Annotated in this window: 17 protein-coding genes; all 17 read left to right on the top strand. The window is 30.2% G+C overall.

The genetic code is table 11. The features are described from left to right. Positions 1–207 precede the first annotated feature (207 nt). Positions 208–651 (top strand): hypothetical protein, encoded by a 444-nt coding sequence (locus tag DP68_RS16180; protein WP_035311393.1) that lies wholly within the window; start codon positions 208–210, stop codon positions 649–651. 336 nt (positions 652–987) lie between these two features. Further along, entirely contained in the window at positions 988–2,244 is a 1,257-nt protein-coding gene (locus DP68_RS16175; RefSeq protein ID WP_052085863.1) for a hypothetical protein, read from the top strand. Next, positions 2,237–3,790 carry an AAA family ATPase gene (locus DP68_RS16170; RefSeq protein WP_035311391.1) on the top strand — a complete coding sequence of 518 codons (1,554 nt, stop codon included), beginning with the start codon at positions 2,237–2,239 and terminating at the stop codon, positions 3,788–3,790. The genes DP68_RS16175 and DP68_RS16170 overlap by 8 nt, the downstream gene beginning before the upstream one ends. A 162-nt stretch (positions 3,791–3,952) precedes the next feature. Continuing rightward, positions 3,953–5,380 (top strand): hypothetical protein, encoded by a 1,428-nt coding sequence (locus tag DP68_RS16165; protein ID WP_035311390.1) that lies wholly within the window; start codon positions 3,953–3,955, stop codon positions 5,378–5,380. 563 nt (positions 5,381–5,943) lie between these two features. Further along, positions 5,944–6,261 (top strand): hypothetical protein, encoded by a 318-nt coding sequence (locus DP68_RS16155; protein ID WP_052085862.1) that lies wholly within the window; start codon positions 5,944–5,946, stop codon positions 6,259–6,261. A gap of 150 nt (positions 6,262–6,411) precedes the next feature. Beyond that, positions 6,412–7,563 (top strand): amidohydrolase, encoded by a 1,152-nt coding sequence (locus DP68_RS16150; RefSeq protein ID WP_035311386.1) that lies wholly within the window; start codon positions 6,412–6,414, stop codon positions 7,561–7,563. Between the two features lie 344 nt (positions 7,564–7,907). Further along, complete coding sequence (locus DP68_RS16145) at positions 7,908–9,707, top strand: MutS family DNA mismatch repair protein (RefSeq protein ID WP_035311385.1); 1,800 nt, start codon at positions 7,908–7,910, stop codon at positions 9,705–9,707. 259 nt (positions 9,708–9,966) lie between these two features. Then, positions 9,967–10,617 (top strand): beta-eliminating lyase-related protein, encoded by a 651-nt coding sequence (locus tag DP68_RS16140; RefSeq protein WP_052085861.1) that lies wholly within the window; start codon positions 9,967–9,969, stop codon positions 10,615–10,617. Positions 10,618–10,635: 18 nt separating this feature from the next. Continuing rightward, on the top strand, positions 10,636–12,234 hold the full coding sequence (locus tag DP68_RS16135) for a sensor histidine kinase (RefSeq protein ID WP_035311383.1): 1,599 nt from the start codon (positions 10,636–10,638) through the stop codon (positions 12,232–12,234). Continuing rightward, positions 12,227–12,922, top strand: coding sequence for a response regulator (locus DP68_RS16130; RefSeq protein ID WP_035311381.1), 696 nt, complete (start codon positions 12,227–12,229; stop codon positions 12,920–12,922). The genes DP68_RS16135 and DP68_RS16130 overlap by 8 nt, the downstream gene beginning before the upstream one ends. 334 nt (positions 12,923–13,256) lie before the next feature. Beyond that, complete coding sequence (locus tag DP68_RS16125; protein ID WP_035311380.1) at positions 13,257–14,432, top strand: malic enzyme-like NAD(P)-binding protein; 1,176 nt, start codon at positions 13,257–13,259, stop codon at positions 14,430–14,432. 23 nt (positions 14,433–14,455) lie between these two features. Continuing rightward, complete coding sequence (locus DP68_RS16120; protein WP_035311378.1) at positions 14,456–15,715, top strand: dicarboxylate/amino acid:cation symporter; 1,260 nt, start codon at positions 14,456–14,458, stop codon at positions 15,713–15,715. A gap of 14 nt (positions 15,716–15,729) precedes the next feature. After that, positions 15,730–16,431, top strand: coding sequence for an amino acid racemase (locus tag DP68_RS16115; protein WP_035311376.1), 702 nt, complete (start codon positions 15,730–15,732; stop codon positions 16,429–16,431). Positions 16,432–16,457: 26 nt separating this feature from the next. Further along, positions 16,458–17,870 (top strand): aspartate ammonia-lyase, encoded by a 1,413-nt coding sequence (locus DP68_RS16110; RefSeq protein WP_035311375.1) that lies wholly within the window; start codon positions 16,458–16,460, stop codon positions 17,868–17,870. A 339-nt stretch (positions 17,871–18,209) separates the two neighbouring features. Further along, entirely contained in the window at positions 18,210–19,433 is a 1,224-nt protein-coding gene (locus DP68_RS16105; protein ID WP_035311394.1) for a dicarboxylate/amino acid:cation symporter, read from the top strand. Positions 19,434–19,482: 49 nt separating this feature from the next. After that, positions 19,483–20,184: an amino acid racemase gene (locus tag DP68_RS16100; RefSeq protein WP_035311373.1), complete on the top strand. Its 702-nt coding sequence runs from the start codon at positions 19,483–19,485 to the stop codon at positions 20,182–20,184. 282 nt (positions 20,185–20,466) lie between these two features. Continuing rightward, the coding region (locus tag DP68_RS19915) for a rubredoxin-like domain-containing protein (RefSeq protein ID WP_363330964.1) at positions 20,467–20,575 on the top strand (109 nt) is incomplete at its 3' end.

Genomic DNA, 20,575 nt, shown 5'->3' with positions numbered 1-20,575 from the left:
TGACAGACTCCTTACCTACTCCAAACTAATAAAAACTATTATGGATTTTCAGGATTTTTATAGATAGGGTTGAGTATATTTAAAGTTATAAATAATAACATTTGGATAAAAGATATCCGTAATATTGTATATTATCCAATGAAAAATGTATATATAGTGACTAATCAAAATAAAATTAATTAAAGAACTATATAGGGAGTGCAGATTTTGAGTTCAAATGATATATCTATAATGTATGTTTTGCAAAAATTAAGAGAAAATTTAATTAGTAATTATATGGATAAGAATTATTCTCCAAAGCAAATAATGGATGAATTAAAAAGGCTTAACTTGAACTATTCAGGATCAGGAGAGAGTGGACTTCAAGACCATATTAGAAGCAGTTTCTATAAGCGATGGAATGAAGAGAAAGGAATATGGGAAGATTGTAAACAAGAAAGAATGCCTTGGCTCTATTATACTAAAGAAGATGAGAGTAGATTTTGGAGTAGTTATCTATCGAACCTTTCGCCAAATCAAGCAGAAACATTACTAAAAGACATGAAGGAAATTCTAAGCAATATAAAACAAATAACTCAGGCGGCTGAAAGAATTACAAAAGATATAGATTATATCGTTTCTAAGGTGAAACAGCATGATAAAGAGGAGTAGAAAATTAGAATGTAATTTTTGCAGTAATATTTTTAGAGTGGTGAAAAAGTGGCCACTCTATTTTTTATAGTTGTATAAAAATAAAGTTGGTGCTAAAATTTAGGTAAATGGTAAAATTATGTTTAATTATGTCTATAATTGAAAGTTGTGAACGCTGTTTTGAGTGGGGCAAAAGAGAGGTAAAAGTTATGAGTTTAATATATTTATTTACACTAGAATTGTATAGTAATGATAACAAAAGCATGATATCAATAAGACAAGAAGAATAATTATGATAAAAAAAGTAGAATAAAATCTACATTTTTATATTTTAATTATTAATTAGGAGGTTTTAAATTGAAGGATGATATAAGAGATAAGGGAATTTTAAGTGAAAAATTAACTGTAGTAATTGGAACGATAGTAATGACCTATTTTTTAGTGAAATTGAGTAACTTTCTTAATAGTATGAATGTTGAAAAGTATTGGGCTGTTATGCCATTGACACTTTTTCTAGTAACATATGCAGTACAAGCTTTATTTCAGAAGTATATACTCCCTACATTTGAATTATCAATAACAATCATTATGTCGACAATTAATACTTTGCTTATTACAAAAATAACTATGTTTAATACTTTTTTTATCAAGTACGAAGAGTTTATAATCGTGACATTATCTCTTATTTCATTTGTATGCTTGGCAGTAATTTTATACAGAAAAAGAGATGATTTTAGAAATGAAGCAGAGGATAAGGATGAATTGTTTAATTTATTTTATATTAACACATCAAAAGTACATGAAATTGCAATGCTAATTGATAATAAAATAATGAAAACTGTTGAGAAAGAGCGAAACACACAGCAAATTTTAAAATCAAACTTTTCCATGAATTTCAATAAGCCTGGAATCAGTGGAACTTCAGTAAATCATGCTACAGAGAATAGTAATAAGACGAGTGTTTATGAAAGCTTTGATGTTAAAACAACTAAATCAATTATGCTTAGAACTATATATTCATCCATAATAAAGCGAGATTCAAATAAAGAAGAATTAGGGAATATTTTACTATTCAGAAATATAGAATTGAAGCAGCGTAATACTGATGATACAGTAATGGTGCTAAATGTTTTAAAAGATGGGAATATGAAGCAATTCTCAAAAGATGACAACTTCGAGTTAAACTTATCAAAAATGATGGATGAGATGCTAGATGATTTTACCATTGACTATACATTTGATCATAATAACAATAATTACTTAATTAGAATACCATATAAGTCCAAGGAGTATTTTGAGAATAGCTACTCTCATAACGACTTACAGTTAGGTAAACTTAGTGTCATAGGAATATATCGTGGAGAAATAGATTTTTCTACTATTGATAGTATATCATCAAAGTTCTTGGAATTATTCTCCGAATCATACAAAGATGAATTAAGCCGTAATAATAGGAGAAAACGAGTAGGTTTATTACAAAGTTCAAGCACTGAAGTTGAGAAAGACTATGAGCTTAAAATTGAACACAATAAACTTAAAGGCTTACATCATTTGATAGACTTAATAGCTATCATTCAAGAAATCAATATCAAGGATGGTGGTTTTAGTGAGTAAACTTTTATATATTTATGATGGAGAAAATTTAGCAGCTTTAAAAGAAGATTTAGTTGGCTATGATTTTATTACTTTGACTTCTATAGTAAGAGAGTGTGATACCGCGAGTAATATATGCAGACTATCTATCTCTAATCACGCAATTGACCTGACTAATTTCTTTTATGATACAAGCAATAATAGGTGGCATCGGGGAGTGATAGAAGAATATATTGAGGAGATAAATGACCAGTTTCCTAATGTAGTATTTACTTTGTTTTTTAATGAAGAGGAAAAATTCACTAGAATGTATCCGTTTTTATTTAGTGAAGACGATATACATTATTTTGTTACTAAAAAAGAAAGTGATCAAGCTCCTGACGATATAATTTATATAAATTCAATAACAAATGATATTTTTGTATACAAAGATGTAAGTGAAATTTGTGAAAAATCAAACACAATGAATATATTCAGTTTTTCTCAACTTGTAAAAGACTTCAATGGCATCAGTGCTAATTTTAATTTTGATAAGCTTGAGAAGAATACTGCTTATCTAATAGATATAACATCACTTATTGAATATCTTAAATTCAGAAAAGATCAAACCTTTATATATGAATTGATTTTTTTTGAGTTATCTAAAAGAGAAAATATCAAATATTTGGTTCATAAGAGTTTGACTGATACTATGCATGAGTTGTTTCCATTCATATTTAGAATCCAAAAGGATTTTAAATCGCAGGTGGTAGATGAATGTACTGATTTGGAGAATATTGAGAAAGATGAAAGGATAATTGATGAAGTTAATAATATTGCTAGTTCTTTAAGCCAGCAACTACAAGGACATGAGAATTTCAAACGTGCCTTCAAAGCAAACTTACTTAAATTTAAGTTATTAAATAGAATAGGACGACGTAAAATCATGTCTATTTTTATTTGTGGGAAGTCAGGAATTGGGAAAACTGAATTTGCTAGATTGCTTTCTGAAATAATGTATCCTGGTGAAGCACAGATTAAGCTCAATTTTGGTAATTACTCAACTGAAGGTGTTTTGAATAGCCTTATAGGTTCTCCATTAGGGTATGTTGGGAGTGAAAAAGGTGGAGAATTAATCAACAAAGTAAAAGAATCTGAATCTAAAGTTATTTTAATTGATGAGTTTGAAAAAGCAGATGGAAAGGTATTTAATTTTTTCTATGAGTTGCTGGAAGACGGACAATTTACAGATAGAGCAGGAAATGTTCACAATTTAAATGAATATATCATAGTTTTTACATCAAATCTAAATATGAAAAATTATAACCAATATATACCTGAACCGTTAGATTCAAGATTTGATATGAAATATTCTTTTACACCATTAGATGATGAGGATAAATTACGTTTTATTCAAGTATATAGTGAAAGATTAATTTACGATATAAAAAATGAATTCGATGTATCCTTTGATAAGGATAAACTTGATATTAAGTTACAAGATTTAATCGAATGTGATAACTTACGTGAAATTAAAAGAAGCATAGAAGATGTAGTTATTGAAGAATTGAAGTTGAACTTTATATGATATATAATAACTGACAATAAAAGGAGACCTGGGTGAATAAAGTAATTATCTAATAATAAGTGAGTATATGCAATTTGCCATAATTCATATAATTGGAGAAGTTGTATTTGTACCAATTAGGCTAATAATGGGAATTATAAAATTTTACAAAAGGTGGTTATTATGAATAATATAAATTGCTTACAAAATGGACTCCAAGGACAATATTGCTTTAGTAATGATCTTTTTATAAATATAGATAATACTATTGATGAAAATAAACATATAGTGATACATGAAAATGTACACAAACAATTGTCTAGCATGAGTACAATAGGTTTGTTGTTAATTATGATGGAGAAAACCCGTATAATTGATGGTAGTAAAAAGTGGTTGTTCGATAATTTACTTGACTCTTCAAATAAATTACAAGAACAGGTTGCTACCAATATTGAATATTTATGGATATTACAAAACTATGGATTTGAGCAATACATGAAAAAAATTGAGGAATTATCTAAAAATAAAACATATGCAAAGCATTTTAATAGTTTGGATATAATTAATAAAAATGTGAAGACAGCTGATGATGCTAAACAAGCGATTGAAACAATTTTACTCATAGGAATACTTAGTCTAAATATTAATCTTGATATATTTCCGTTATGGGAATTCAAAAATGAGAAGGATTTTCAGCGTTATCTTTCAATGGAAAATAATAATATTAAATATAATCCCAATACTAGATTTAAGGTATTACTGAAGTACTTTTTCAAGCCAAATTATATACAAGCAGATTATAATAAAGTCGAATTTGTAAATTCTACAACATATGGTTCAGATGAAATAAATGATTTATGTAGACAAACAATTCAAAAAATATATAAAAATTCACAAGTATTAGATAGAATACTGCAACGCATACTTTGTATAGATAGTAAAAATCATATCAAAATAGATATTGAGGATACATCTGTATTATCAGCATATCCTACAGATTTAAATGCTAAACAAATGAAAATAAAATATGAATTTACTGATTTAGATAAAATTATTGCATTGCTAAAAGCAGAAAATAACTCAGTATTAAGATTTGAGCATCTTCTAGCAGGGCTTGAAGATATTAGTTTGCTTTCATATTGGCCATTGAATAGGAATGAAATATATGCGGGTATGTACAATATTGAGGATATTATAAACATTGTAAAAAATGTAGAAAATCCTATTGTTTTTGTACAATCAAAACTATTTGAAAAAATTGGCAAAAAAATATTGAAATATTTTAAATTTAGGACAACGTATATTTTAATGGAAAATGCAATTGGAAGTAGTTTATCGTTTATATATCGTGAGTTTATAGGTGGCAAGTATACAGTTTTAAAAGATTTAAAATATGATATATTAGTACTAATTAAATCTAATGTTATATTGATTCAATTAGTTGTTAAAGATTTAATAAAAGATTATTCTACCATATTTACTGAGGATAAGGACATAAAATTTATTAATTCTATGAATATTAATGCTATTGATGAATATTTAATTCGATCTATTTCTAGCCAATCATTTATATTTAACCAAAACATATTAAAAGATAATAATATTTTTTAATGTGTAGAACAGTAAAGGTGAAAATGCAAGTGAAAGTATTTATAGAAACTTCTCATTATCCATATAATGAGAAGTTTAATGATTAAAGCTGCGTTATGTGTATAGTTTATATTGAATATAGAAGAAAATATAATATTATCATAATCATCAGGGAGAAATCTAATTTCTCTCTGGTTTTTTATAAGCTCCTTTATTTAACATGCTACCCCAACATCATATTTTATGTGGGTATCGAGTTATTCGGTTTACCAACGGCTACAGGATATGTCTTAACTACATTATTACCAGAGTATAGTGTTAAGGTGAGGTTTTTTGTATTAATTACAATTCTATAGTTTCCTTGTCTATAGTTTGATTGAGTTCTAAAATTATAATTTTCCCTTGAGAATTGACTACCCATAATATAAGGGCAAATAAACATAATGTAACCTCCAATAAATATTACACAAGTATTATATTCATGTGCAGCAAAATAAGTTAATGAATATTAACATACATTATATGGAAATAGTGTAAAAAATATTATATAATATTTATAAATGTTAAAGTTGTGGGGTGATATTATGAAAAACATTGTTAAGGATATAGGTATTGGAAGCATATCTATATTTTTATTTATATTGTCTATAGGTTTTTCTATAAGTTTTAAGGGTTCTCCCGCAGTTGGTGACTTGGTTTTACAGTCGATAGGATTAAAAGCTTGGTCCCATGAAAGTGGAGGACTTCATTATACTATACTTTATTCACTAGGCATGCTTTATTTATCTTGGCTTATAGGAAACAGCTTTCCCAATCATTTGTGGGCATCTATAGGCAGAAAACTATCTATAGCTTTAAGTCTATGTATAACTGCATTAATACTTGTATCTACTTCAATATGATATACTAACTAATTGGCTTTTGTTTGAAATAAGCTGATTCAGTGATGTATAATAACCATATGATACCTTACTATTTAGTTTAAACTTTACTTACATAATGATTTTGCAATTCATTTAATAATATTATTAGGAAAAATTAGGGGGGTAAAAATGTTAATTAAAAATGGAAAGATAATTACCATGACAGGAAAGGTTTATGAAAATGGATGTATACTAATAAAAGATGGTAAGATAATAGAAATATCAGAACATATAGAGGAAAAGAACGAAAAAGTTGTAGATGCAAAAGGAGGATGGGTCATTCCTGGTATAATTGATGCTCACTGTCATGTTGGAATATTTGAAGAAGGAATTGCTTTTGAGGGAGCAGATGGTAATGAAATGACAGATCCAATAACTCCACATCTTAGGGCAATAGATGCAATAAACCCTATGGATAGTGCTTTTGAGGATGCGAGAAACTCTGGAATAACTACAGTTATGACAGGGCCTGGAAGTGCAAATGTAATAGGTGGACAGTTTGTGGTTATGAAAACTTATGGAGTTTGTATTGATGATATGGTTATAAAAGATTCAGCAGCTATGAAAATAGCCTTTGGTGAAAATCCTAAAAGAGTATATCATGGCAAAGGAAAAGCTCCTTCTACGAGAATGGCTACAGCAGGACTTCTAAGAGAAACCTTGGTTAAGACTAAAAATTATATGGCAAAAAAGAACTCTGCAAAGATTAAAGGAGACAGTTTCGAGGTAGACCTTAAGATGGAAGCATTAATACCTGTACTTCAAAAGAAAATACCTCTTAAAGCACACGCTCATAGAGCAGATGATATATTAACTGCAATAAGAATAGCAAAGGAATTTGATGTAAATTTAACTTTAGAACACTGCACTGAGGGAGAATTTATATCTAAATATATAAATAAAGCTAATGTACCTGCAGTAGTAGGGCCAACTCTGACTTCTAAAACAAAGGTGGAAACTAGAAATAAGTCCTTTAAAACTCCAGGAGTTTTACATAAGGAAGGGATCAAAGTAGCCATAATGACGGATCATCCTGTAATACCTATTCAGTATTTACCTTTATGTGCAGGGCTTGCAGCTAAAGAAGGACTTGGAATAGATGAAGCACTAAAAGCTATTACAATAAATGCAGCTGAAATAGCAGGAGTAGATGATACGATTGGAAGTATAGAGATAGGAAAAGATGCGGATATAGCTATCTTTGATGGTAATCCTTTAGAAGTATTTACAAATACGCTTTATACTATAATAAATGGAGAAGTTGTGTTTGAAAAATGCTAATGAGCTTTTGTTAGATACTCATCAATAATTGGTTGTTTAACTGGCAATCCATTGGATATTAAAAACTTTTAGTGACTAGCACTTTAAATAACATCAAGTGATTCTTAGACTCAGGTCGAGTTTGCTTATGAAGAATACTTATCTCCAACTGAGTCTTAGAAGAACTTATCCAGGGGCGTATCAGCAGTTATCTCCTACTTAAGAAAAGCAGATATCCCAAATCTATGATTTGGTGATAGTCGCTTTCACAGAGTGTGATGGGAGTATTACGGATGGTTGCCATCGGATAAATAAAATCAAAGTAAACCTAAAATTTGCTGGTAAATAGAAAAGGAGACTTAGTAATGGCTTCCTATGATAAAAGAAAATCAAAGTATGAAACTTTACTTATAAAGCAAAGGCAGCTTGCAAACTTTATAAGTACTCTAAGAATTATTATATTTGTAGCGGGATTATTTTTTACAATGTATCTTTACTACAAACTTAGAAGTGAATACATATCTACTATTATATTCTTAGCTTCGGTTATAGCATTTACAATATTAGTATATTGGCATGATAAGGTTATAACTTACAAGAATACTTTAGAGAATATATTTATATTAAATGACAAGGGAACAAAACGAATAAGTGATAAATGGAGAGAATTTGAGGATAAGGGAGAAGAATTCATAAATACAGAGCATCCTTATACTTATGATTTGGACATATTTGGAAAAAGTTCATTATTTCAAAAGATAAATGAGACTAATACCTTTTTAGGAAGAAAAAGATTAGCATCGGTGCTTTCAGGACTTAATTTTTCGACAGAGGAATTATACGAAAGGCAAGAGGCTATTAAGGAATTAAGCAAAAAAATTGGATTTAGAGAAAGATTTATAAGTGAAGCTATGATAAATAAGGGAGAATATAAAGACCCAGAAGGACTTTTTAAATGGGGAAAAGAAAAAATGCCAATATATAAAAATATGCCTATATTTCTAGGTACAAGAGTAATCTCACTAATTTCAATAGCTCTTATAATAATATTTTTTATGGGAATTGTTCCGTATAGAGTGCCACTTACAGCATTGTTGATTGAAGGATTACTTCTTCTGCCTGGTGGAGGCAAAAGAGGAGAGGCATTAGGTATTGTATTTAGATATAAAAAAAATATAAGAAATTATTATAATTTAATAGCTCTTTTGGAAAAACAAAGTTTTAAGTCTTCTTATTTAAAAGAGATTCAGGAAAAATTAAAAAGAAGTAATAGTACAGCAACAAAAGCAATAGATGAGTTTTATAAAATTTCTAGCCTTACAGGGGATAGAGCTAACATGGTTTATATGCCTATAAATATAATTTTTCTTTTAGATTATTATATAGCCTTTCGTCTTGAAAGATGGAAATCTATCTCAGGAGAAAAACTTCAGGATTGGTTTGAAGCAGTTGCAGAGATTGAGGCATTAATGAGTTTGGCTGTACTTTGCTATGAAAATGAAACCTGGATTATGCCAGAATTTAAGGAGGAAGGACTTTTATTTGAGGGCAAAAATATAGCACATCCTCTTTTAAGTAATAATAGGATTTCAAATGATGTGAAAATAAATGATAAAAATAAAATTCTTTTAATAACTGGATCTAATATGTCAGGAAAAAGTACTTTCTTAAGGACTGTAGGAATAAATACGGTACTGGCTTATACAGGAGCACCTATTTGTGGTGAAAGGCTTACATTAAGCCCAATGAAAATATATACTTGCATGAGAATAAGTGATAATTTGGAAAAGAATATATCGTCCTTTTATGGAGAACTGCTAAGAATAAATATTATAGTAAAGGCAGTAGAGGAAAGAGAGCCTATACTCTTTTTATTAGATGAAATATTTAAAGGTACCAACTCATTAGATAGGCATACTGGAGCTAAAATTCTTATAAATAAAATGAGTAAAGAAAATGCAATAGGTCTTGTATCAACTCATGATTTAGAGTTAGGAGATTTAGAAAAGAGCAATAGAGTTGTCAAAAACTATAATTTCAGAGAGTACTATAGTGAAGGTAAAATACATTTTGACTATAAACTAAGAGAAGGAATATCAAAAACAAGAAATGCAATGTATCTTATGAAACTTGCAGGTATAGATGCAGAAGAAAATACTTTGTAGCACATATTTTTAATATGTGCTTATTTTTATTGATAAAACTAAGAGCCACTGATTTATATAAAATCATAGATAGAATATGCATGATTATCACTACATATAATTAATAGGTAAAAGTTTTAAATTACTAAAATATTCTTTTGTAATAAGTAATATAAAGCAGTAAAATTGGAAGGAATTTTGAGGGGAATATTGAATTAGTACTATGGAACAATATTTCAATGATTTAAAATATACTGATTATAAATTGGGGGAATAATTTATGAAAAGTGCTGTATCAGATTGCTATGAGCCTAAATATGGCGAACCGTTAAGAATAATTCCTAAAGCACAGAGAGAGCAAGCTATAAAAAGAGCGGGATATAATACATTTCTTCTAAAACCAAGAGAAGTATATATAGATTTATTGATACATAATAAGGTAAATAACAACAAATCCAAACAAGATATATTAAATAGTCAAGGTTCAAATTGTAACTATGATAAGTATAGATTAGAGCAAGTAGAATATCTTTTGGAAAGACTTAAAAAGGCCTTAATACCTGTAATAAATTCTAGTGGAGGTCAAGCAGTTTTTTTAGATGCAAAAAGGTTTTTATCACATATTCCACAGTCTCAATTCTCAGCACAAGCACTTGCAGCAGCATTATATGTAGATTCAGGGGTAAGGGGCATGGAAAGAGGAGTAGTTTTTGCAGGAAGAGATAGTAAAACAGGAAAAGACCGTATCCCAAAGTTAGAACTTGTAAAGCTTACTATCCCCCAAGGGGTTTATACCTATGCTCATTTAGATTATGTAGCGGAGGCTATAATATCTTTATATAAAAAGAGAAATGAAATTAAAGGTCTTAAATGGGAATATGAGCCTAAAATTTTAAGGTTTTTTACCGGTAGATTTAGCGTAATAGAATAAACTTTAGAAGGTACACATATGAAAAAAGAAAGAGTAAAACTTAGAACAAAAATTAGTGCATTAAATATAAGTGTAGTAGTTATTTCTCTAGTGGTTACTATAATTTTAATATATCAAATGAGGATGTCCTGGATAACAAAAGAGGCAGAAATTAATTTGATGAATATAAGCAAAATAATATCTAAATCACCATTTATAGTTAATGGACTAAAAAATAAAAAAGATTCAGATGAAATGCAAAGTTATGTGAAGGAAATAGTAAAATCAGGTAAGCATGTAGATTCAATAAGTATAGTAGATTTAAATGGAAATACTTATGCAAATTCCGATTTTGAAAAAATGTATGATACAAATATTCAGGGCATATCTGAATTAGCATCCATACAAAACAAAGAAATTTTAGAGGATAAGATAGAAAGCTTTGGAAAACTTATAATATCATTTGTTGTAGTAAGGGATGACAAAGGAGATCCCATAGGTTTTGTAATGGCAAAAGTATTAACTGAGAATATGGTAATAGCCGGATATGAAATAGTTATAACATTAATTCTTGTAATACTTTCAGGTCTGCTTATAGGAAGTGTAGGGTCACTTATAATATCAAAGAGTGTAAAAGAATCACTTTTAGGATATGAAGCAGAGCAAATTTCCAAGCTATTTATACAAAAGCAGGAGGTATTGGATTCTTTAGATGATGGCATAATTGCAGTAGATGATAGTTTAAAGGTAACCTTTTATAATAAGGGGGCTTTAAATATTCTAAAAATAGATGAAGATAAAATAGGAGAAAATATGATAAATATCATATCTAATTTCAATCTATCTCAGGTATTTAAAGATGGAGAACCTCAATATAATAAGGAAATAATTATAAATAACACAATAGTTGTCATAAATAGAATTCCAATAAAAAATAAAGACAAAGTTATAGGAGTAGTGGCAATATTTAGAGATAAAACTGAAATCACAAAGCTTGCCGAGGAGGTAACAGGAGTAAGACAAGTAGTAGAAGCACTAAGAGCTAATAATCATGAATTTATGAATAAACTTCATGTGATTTTAGGTCTTATTCAAATAGGTGAAACTGATGAGGCAAAAAAATATATAGTTAGTCAAACTAAGGAGCAGCAGCAAAAGGTAACTCTTGTTATGAATAAAATAGAAGACTCAACCATTGCAGCTCTTATGCTTGGAAAAATAAGCAGAGCAAAGGAAATGGGAGTAGAGCTTTATATTGACTCAAATAGTAATCTTAAAAGAACAAAGGGAAGAGTTAATAGCCATGCTTTAGTCACCATAATTGGGAACTTGCTTGAAAATGCTATAGAAGCAGTGAGTATAAGTGATAAGGAAAAGAAAGAAGTAAATATACTTATAGAGGAAGACTCCTCTTGTATTTTAATAGAGGTAAAAGATACAGGAGTAGGGATATCTAAAGAAAATTTGACCAAGGTGTTTTCTAACGGATATTCAACTAAAGGTGAAAATAGAGGAAAGGGACTTATGCTTTTAAAGCAAGTTGTTGAAAATTTAAATGGCAAGGTAGAAGTTTTTTCTAACGTAAACGAAGGATGTCAGTTTAAGATATACATTACAAAGGAGGCAAAGGATGATTAATGTACTTATAGTAGAAGATGACCCAATGGTAGCACAAATAAATAAAAGATACACGGAAAGTATAGAAGGATTTAAAGTAATTGGGGTTTGTGGCAATGGAAATGAAGCATTAAATACAATAAAGACCAAACAAATGCAACTAGTTATACTAGACTTATATATGCCCAAATTGGATGGAATAGAATTTTTAAAAGAAATTAGAAAAGAGCATATAATGACAGATGTAATAATGGTAACAGCTGCACATGAAACAAATAAATTGAATGAAGTATTAAAGCTCGGTGCTATAGATTATCTTGTAAAACCCTTTGAATATGAAAGGTTTAAGGAAGCATTAAATAAATTTAAGCTAAGATACGATCTTTTAAAAGAAAAGGCTACTCTAAATCAAGAAGATATAGATAAAATAACAAGCCAAAATTCATTAAGTTTAGGTGAAGAATTTCAAAAGGGCATAAATGAGAGAACATTATATAGAATAAAGGAGTTTATAAAGGATTATAAGGAAGAATACTTTACCTCAGAGGAAATAGCTGAAGGAATGAAATTATCTAGAGTTACCATAAGAAGATATCTAGAATATATGTCATCCTTTGGAGAGCTAATAAGAGACATAGAATATGGAGAAGTGGGAAGACCAAAAACTAAATATAAAATTTCAATAGATAATAAATTAACAATGAAGTAGTACATAAAAAAAATTAGTGAAATGAGATGTATGTGAAAGTTGCAAAGAACTCATAAAAGTCCTTTGTAACTTTTTATTTTTGCAAATATATATCTTTTTTTATTCACAAATACTTTAAATTGATAAAGTCTATGTGTAAACGTTAACGATAATAACATAAGTTACAAAACAATTGCAATATTTTTGTAATGTAGAAGTTGTTAGAAAATTAGGATAATATATATTTAAGCAATAAATATACAATAATATTTAATTACACAAATAAAATCAATTGGCCAATTGGTTTATATTAGCATTAATTATATACTTAAGTTTAGGATTGAAGGGGGATATTATGGACTATAAAGAAATGAGCTTAAAGCTTCACGAAGAAAAGTGTGGTAAGGTAGAGGTCATATCTAAAGTTACAGTGAAAAATAGAGAGGATTTAAGTATTGCCTATACTCCTGGGGTAGCAGAACCTTGTAAAAAGATACATGAAGATATAGAAAATGTATATAAGTATACGGCTAAAAAGAACTTAGTAGCAGTAGTTACAGATGGAACAGCAGTACTTGGACTTGGAGATATAGGACCAGAAGCTGCTATGCCAGTTATGGAGGGAAAGGCAATACTTTTTAAGGAATTTGCGGATGTAGATGCATTTCCAATATGTTTAGATACAAAGGATGTTGAAGAAATAATAAAGACAGTTAAGTACTTATCTCCAACCTTTGGTGGAATAAACTTAGAGGATATCTCAGCACCAAGATGTTTTGAGATAGAAAAAAGGCTTAAGAAAGAACTTGATATACCTGTATTTCATGATGATCAGCATGGTACAGCCATAGTGGTTTTAGCAGGACTTCTAAATGCATTAAAACTTGTAGATAAAAAGATAGAAAATGCAAAAATAGTCATAAATGGAGCAGGTTCTGCTGGAATATCTATATGCAAACTTTTAATGGCAAGAGGGGCAAAAGATATTGTTATGTGCGATTTAAAGGGAGCTTTGGCAGAAGGAGAAGAGTGGATGAACAAAGCTCAAATAGAAATTGCAAAGATTACAAATAGAAGCTTTGAAAAGGGTACATTAAAAGATATTATAAAAGAAAAAGACGTATTTATTGGAGTTTCAGGACCTAATGTATTAAATGCAGAAATGGTTTCTACAATGAATAAAAATTCTATAATTTTTGCTATGGCAAATCCTTCACCTGAAATCCTTCCAGAGGAAGCTAAAAAGGGTGGAGCAAGAGTTATAGCTACAGGAAGATCTGACTATCCAAATCAAATAAATAATGTACTTGTTTTTCCTGGAATATTTAGAGGGGCACTAGATGTACGAGCAAGGGAAATAACAGAAGAAATGAAACTTGCAGCGGCAGAGGCGATTTCAAGTATTGTTAAAGATGAAGAATTAACTGAAGAGTATATAATTCCAGACCCATTTAACAAAAATGTAGTAGAAGTTGTTTCTAAGAAAGTAGGAGAAATAGCTATAAAAACTGGTATTGCTAAAATTAAATAAGAAATATTATAGGGGGCGATCAAATGAGTAAAAAGAAAATAAGTCTTGTAACAAAAATAATGCTGGGCTTAATACTTGGAATAATAGTAGGATTATTTTTTACATCTTCACCTAAAATTGCTACAAACTATATAAAGCCTATAGGAACATTATTTTTAAACCTTATTAAAATGACTATAGTCCCACTTGTATTTGCATCCTTAGTAGTTGGAGCAGCAAGTGTGGGAGATGTTAAAAAGCTTGGTAGAATTGGCGGAAAGACTATGATTTATTTCTTTGTGACTACTGCTATAGCAATAATTATAGGATTAGTTCTTGCAAACATATTTAAGCCAGGAGTAGGGGTTACACTTATAGCAGGAACTCAGCAAAAGGCTACTGAAGCACCATCTTTAATTCAAACATTACTTGACATTGTTCCAACAAATCCAATAGATGCACTTGCTAAAGGAAATATGCTTCAGATTATATTCTTTGCAGTATTTACAGGAGTAGGAGCTACTTATATTGGGGAAAAAGGAGAAGCATACTTAAAGTTTTGTGAAAGTTTAGCTGAAATTATGTATAAGCTAACTGAAGTAATAATGAATTTAGCACCTTATGGAGTATTTGCACTTATAGTTCCTGTTATCTCAACTAACGGCCCAGCGGTATTGATTCCGCTAATTAAAGTAATACTAGTTTGTTATGCTGGCTATATATTGCATGCAATAATTGCGTACTCATTTTCTGTTAGTATGTTTTCAAAAATATCACCATTGGAATTTTTAAGAGGAACTTCAGCACCAACAGCTATAGCATTTAGTACAAGCAGCGGAGCAGGAACTTTACCTGTAGCTCTTAAAACAGTAAGAGAAAAGTTTGGAGTATCAGAAGGAATAGCAAGTTTTGTACTTCCATTAGGTACTACAATAAATATGGATGGAACAGCTATATATCAAGCAGTTTGTGCAATATTTATTGCTCAAGCCTATGGAATTCCATTATCATTTTCACAGCAATTAACAATACTTCTTACAGCACTACTTGCTTCAATTGGAACAGCAGGGGTTCCAGGAGCAGGATTTATGATGCTAATGATGGTTTTATCCTCTGTAGGACTTCCCCTTGAAGGAGCAGCATTAATTGCAGGTATAGATAGAATACTTGATATGGGAAGAACAGCTGTAAATGTTACAGGAAATGTAGGGGCATGTATTGTAATTGGAGGAACTGAAGGTGAAATAGATTATAGTAGGGCTTCAATAAAAAATAAAAATAAATCTGAAAATGCAGAAGCTTAAATTGGGGGATTAATATGAGTAAAATCGTGGGGATTTTAGGAGGAATGGGACCTCAAGCAACTTGTGATTTATTTAATAAAATTATAAGCTACACAAATGCTAAAAGTGATCAGGAAAATATTCACTTACTTATAGATAACAATGTGGAGATTCCTGATAGAACTAACTACATTCTGGGTAAAGGGGAAAATCCAATAACGCCCATGGTAGAAACAGCAGTAAAACTTAGAAATGCTGGAGCAGAGATGATTATAATTCCATGTAACACAGCACATTATTTTTATAATAAACTGACAGAAGCTGTTGAAGTGCCTTTTATAAATATGATTGAAGAAGTGGGAAAATATATTTATGAAAGCTATGGTAAGTGCAAAACTGGCCTTCTTGCAACTACAGGAACTTATGAAGGAAAAGTATATGAAACCTACTGTAAAAAGTATAATGTAGAAATTGTCTCGCCAAGTGATGAGGATAAAAACTTTATTTTAGATTTAATTTATAGGGTTAAAGCAGGGGATATGAATTTTAATATAGACAAAATAATAGAAGTATTAAATGAGTTTAGGCGCAATGGAGTTAATACAATAATACTTGGATGCACAGAGCTTCCACTAGTGTTTGACAGTTTAGATAAAAATCTATTTAAGGACTTTAATTTTATATCATCTACAGATGTATTGGCAAAGAGAACGGTGGAACTAGCTCAAGCTAATTAATAATTAATACTTAGGGGGATTTAAAAATGAGATATAGAATAGAAAGTGACTCAATAGGAGAAAAAGAAGTTCCAATAAATGCTTATTATGGAGTGCAAACCTTAAGGGCTTATGAAAATTTCAATATAACAGGACGTAAAATTCATCCACAACTTATAAAGGCACTAGCTGAAATAAAAAAAGCAGCAGCTATAACAAACATGGATATTGAACTTTTAAATAGAAAAGTTGGAAATGCCATTGTAAAAGCTTGCGATGAAATTATAAAGGGAAAGTATCATGATGAGTTTATAACAGATGCTGTACAGGGCGGCGCAGGCACATCCATGAATATGAATGCAAATGAAGTTGTGGCAAATATAGCTATAGAAATCCTTGGAGGAGAAAAAGGAGATTATAGTATAGTTCACCCAAATGACCATGTTAACATGGGGCAGTCTACAAATGACGTTATACCAACAGGGGGGAAAATTGCAGCTATAAGATTATTAGATGGAGCTTTAATGCAGTTAAATGATTTAGTAGATGCCTTACTAAATAAATCAAAGGAGTTGGATCATGTAATTAAGATGGGAAGAACCCAACTTCAAGATGCAGTTCCAATAAGGCTTGGACAGGAATTCAAGGCATATGCAGATGCGATAAAAAGAGACATAGCTAGAATAAAAAGATCCATGGAAGATTTAAGACATGTAAGTATAGGGGCAACTGCCATAGGAACTGGAATAAATGCTGATGAAGAATATGTAAAAAATGTAACTCCTAATTTGAGTATAGTTACAGAACTAGAGCTTGTACAATGTGATGATTTAGTAGATGGTACTCAAAATTTAGATACTTTTGCAGCGGTATCTGGAGCATTAAAAGTTTGTGCAATTAATTTGTCTAAAATATCAAACGACTTAAGATTAATGTCTTCAGGACCAAGAACAGGCATAGGAGAAATAAATCTTCCAGCAAAACAAAATGGATCGTCTATAATGCCTGGAAAAGTTAACCCGGTGATACCTGAAGTAGTTAGCCAAGTAGCATTTAATATAATAGGAAATGATATGACAATTACTATGGCAGCAGAAGCAGGACAGTTAGAGTTAAATGCCTTTGAACCAGTACTTTATTATAACTTGTTTGAATCCATAGAAACTCTTACAAATGGAGTTAAAACCTTTATAGAAAACTGTGTAAATGGCATCACAGCAAATGAAAAGCGTTGTAAGGATTTAGTTGAAAACAGTGTAGGTATAATAACTGCCATATGCCCACATGTAGGATATAAAAATTCAGCTAAAATAGCTAAAACTGCTATAAAAACCGGGGAATCTGTAAGGGAACTTATCTTAAAGGAAGGTTTATTAAAAGAAGCAGAACTAGATGTGATATTTGATGCATATGGTATGACAGAACCAGGGATTTCAGGAAAGGAGCTTTTGAAGCGATAGCAATAATTGATTTAGTTATGAATTACGGAGTGGAAATAAAGTTCTAGAATTTGAAAAAGAAGTTTGCAAGTGTGCAAACTTCTTTTTTATTTGTGATAAACATGGGCAGCAACAGTGGTTTTGTAGAAAATAAGCTGCATGTAGCTTGTTTGTTTTGCAAGAATAACGAAAAAAAGGTGCAAAAACACAATGGGTATTGGGCTTTTTATGGATAAATCGATGCTGAACCGCAAGTTTGCTGAAACATTTTTTCAAAACTTAGGAATTATTACATCGCTAAAGTAATATACATTTAATTGAAAATCTAATATAGGAGGCGTTCAAATGAAAGAAAAAAAGATGAGTCTTGTAACAAAAATAATGATAGGCTTGGTACTTGGAGTAATAGTAGGCTTATTTTTTACTTCATCCCCTAAAATTGCTTCAGATTATATAAAGCCTATAGGAACACTATTTTTAAATCTTATTAAAATGACTATAGTTCCATTAGTATTTGCATCCTTAGTAGTTGGAGCAGCAAGTGTGGGAGATGTTAAGAAGCTTGGTAGAATTGGAGGAAAGACCATAGGTTATTTCTTTTTAACCACTGCAATAGCTATAGCCATAGGGTTAGTTCTTGCAAATATATTTAAACCTGGAATAGGTGTAGCACTTGTAGCAGGTACCCAGCCAAAGGTAAATCAGCCGCCATCATTAATTCAAACTTTAATTGATATTATTCCAACTAATCCAATAGATGCACTTGTAAAGGGAAATATGCTTCAAATCATATTCTTTGCAATTTTCACAGGAATATCAGCAACTTATATTGGGGAAAAGGGAGAGATGTATCTAAAGTTATGCAATAGCTTAGCTGAAATTATGTATAAAATAACTGAAATGATAATGAATTTAGCACCTTACGGAGTGTTTGCACTTATAGTTCCTGTTATTGCAGCTAACGGTCCAAAGGTATTGCTTCCATTAATTAAATTAATACTTGTTTGTTATGCAGGATTTATAATACATTCCATAGTAGTATATTCGTTTTCTGTTAAAGCTTTATCCAAAATATCTCCAACAGAATTTTTCAGAGGAGTTTCAGGCCCAGCAGCTTTAGCATTCAGCACAAGCAGTAGCTCTGGAACACTGCCTTTAACTATTAAGAGTACTATGGAGAAATTTGGAGTATCAGAAGGAATAGCGAGCTTTGTGCTTCCTTTAGGTGCAACAATAAACATGGATGGAACAGCTATATATCAAGGAGTAAGTGCCATATTCATTGCACAAGTATACGGAATAGCATTGACACCGGGGCAGCAAGTTACTGTACTTTTAACAGCACTATTAGCATCTATTGGTACAGCAGGAGTTCCAGGGGCAGGATTTATGATGCTTATGATGGTTCTAACATCTGTAGGACTTCCGCTTGAAGGAGCTGCATTAATTGCAGGTATAGATAGAATACTTGACATGGGAAGAACATCCGTAAATGTTATAGGAGATGTGGCAGGAGCAATAGTTGTTGGTGCTACTGAAAATGAGATTGATTATGACAAGGCTTCTGTAAAAAATAACTCTTAGGTGTAAGAGTTTGAAATATATGAAATAATTTTTAAGTTGGGGGAGGAAAATGAGCAAAGTTGTAGGAATTCTAGGAGGAATGGGCCCTCAAGCAACCTGTGATTTGTTTGGTAAAATTATAAGTTATACAAATGCTAAAAATGACCAAGAAAATATTCATTTGCTTATAGATAATAACGTAGAAATTCCAGATAGAACTAGCTATATTTTAGGAAAAGGAGAAAACCCCATAGCATATATGATAGAAACTGCAGTAAAGCTGAAAAATGCTGGAGCGGATATGATTATAATGCCTTGCAATACAGCACATTATTTTTATGACAAGTTAACACAAGCAGTAGAAGTGCCCTTTATAAATATGATTGAAGAAGTGGGAAAATATATTTATGAAAGCTATGGTAAATGTAAAGTTGGACTTTTAGCAACTACGGGAACTTATAAGGGAAAGGTATATGAAACCTATTGTGATAAATACAATTTAGAAATTACCTCTCCAAATGATGAAGAAAAAAATTTTATATTAGATTTAATTTACAAAGTTAAGGCAGGAGATATGAATTTTGAAGTGGACAAAATAATAGAAATATTAAATAAGCTTAAAAATAATGGAATTAATACAATAATACTTGGATGCACAGAACTCCCGCTGGTGTTTGATAGTTTAGATAAGAGTCAGTTTAAGGATTTTAATTTTATATCGTCTACAGACATTTTGGCTAAAAGAACAGTGGAGTTGGCAAAGGATAAATAAGGTATAATAATTAATATTATAGGAGGTACTTTTGGAGTGCCTCTTTTATATTTTAAATATTAACAAATTGTTTTCTAAAATAACATGGTAAACTAAACCAAATTAAACTAAAATAAGTATTAGGGATTTCCCTTAAATAGAAAACTTATACTACAAAATAAAAAAAATATAAAAAAATTAAAAAAGGTATTGATAATTAATAATAATTATTATATAATAATAAATGTAAAGAATAACACGTAAAATTAAAGTAGCAATTAGAAATGATAATAACCCCACAATATGGGATTAGAAATAAAAAATAAATGGATGATTTTAGGGAGGATTTTTATTATGAAAAAATTTGTATGTACAGTATGTGGATATATTCATGAAGGAGAAGCAGCACCAG

It is taken from the genome of Clostridium sp. HMP27 (assembly GCF_000765165.1).
In the GTDB taxonomy this organism is placed as follows: Bacteria; Bacillota; Clostridia; order Clostridiales; family Clostridiaceae; genus Clostridium_AK.
This window is presented reverse-complemented; position numbering and strand designations above follow the sequence as displayed.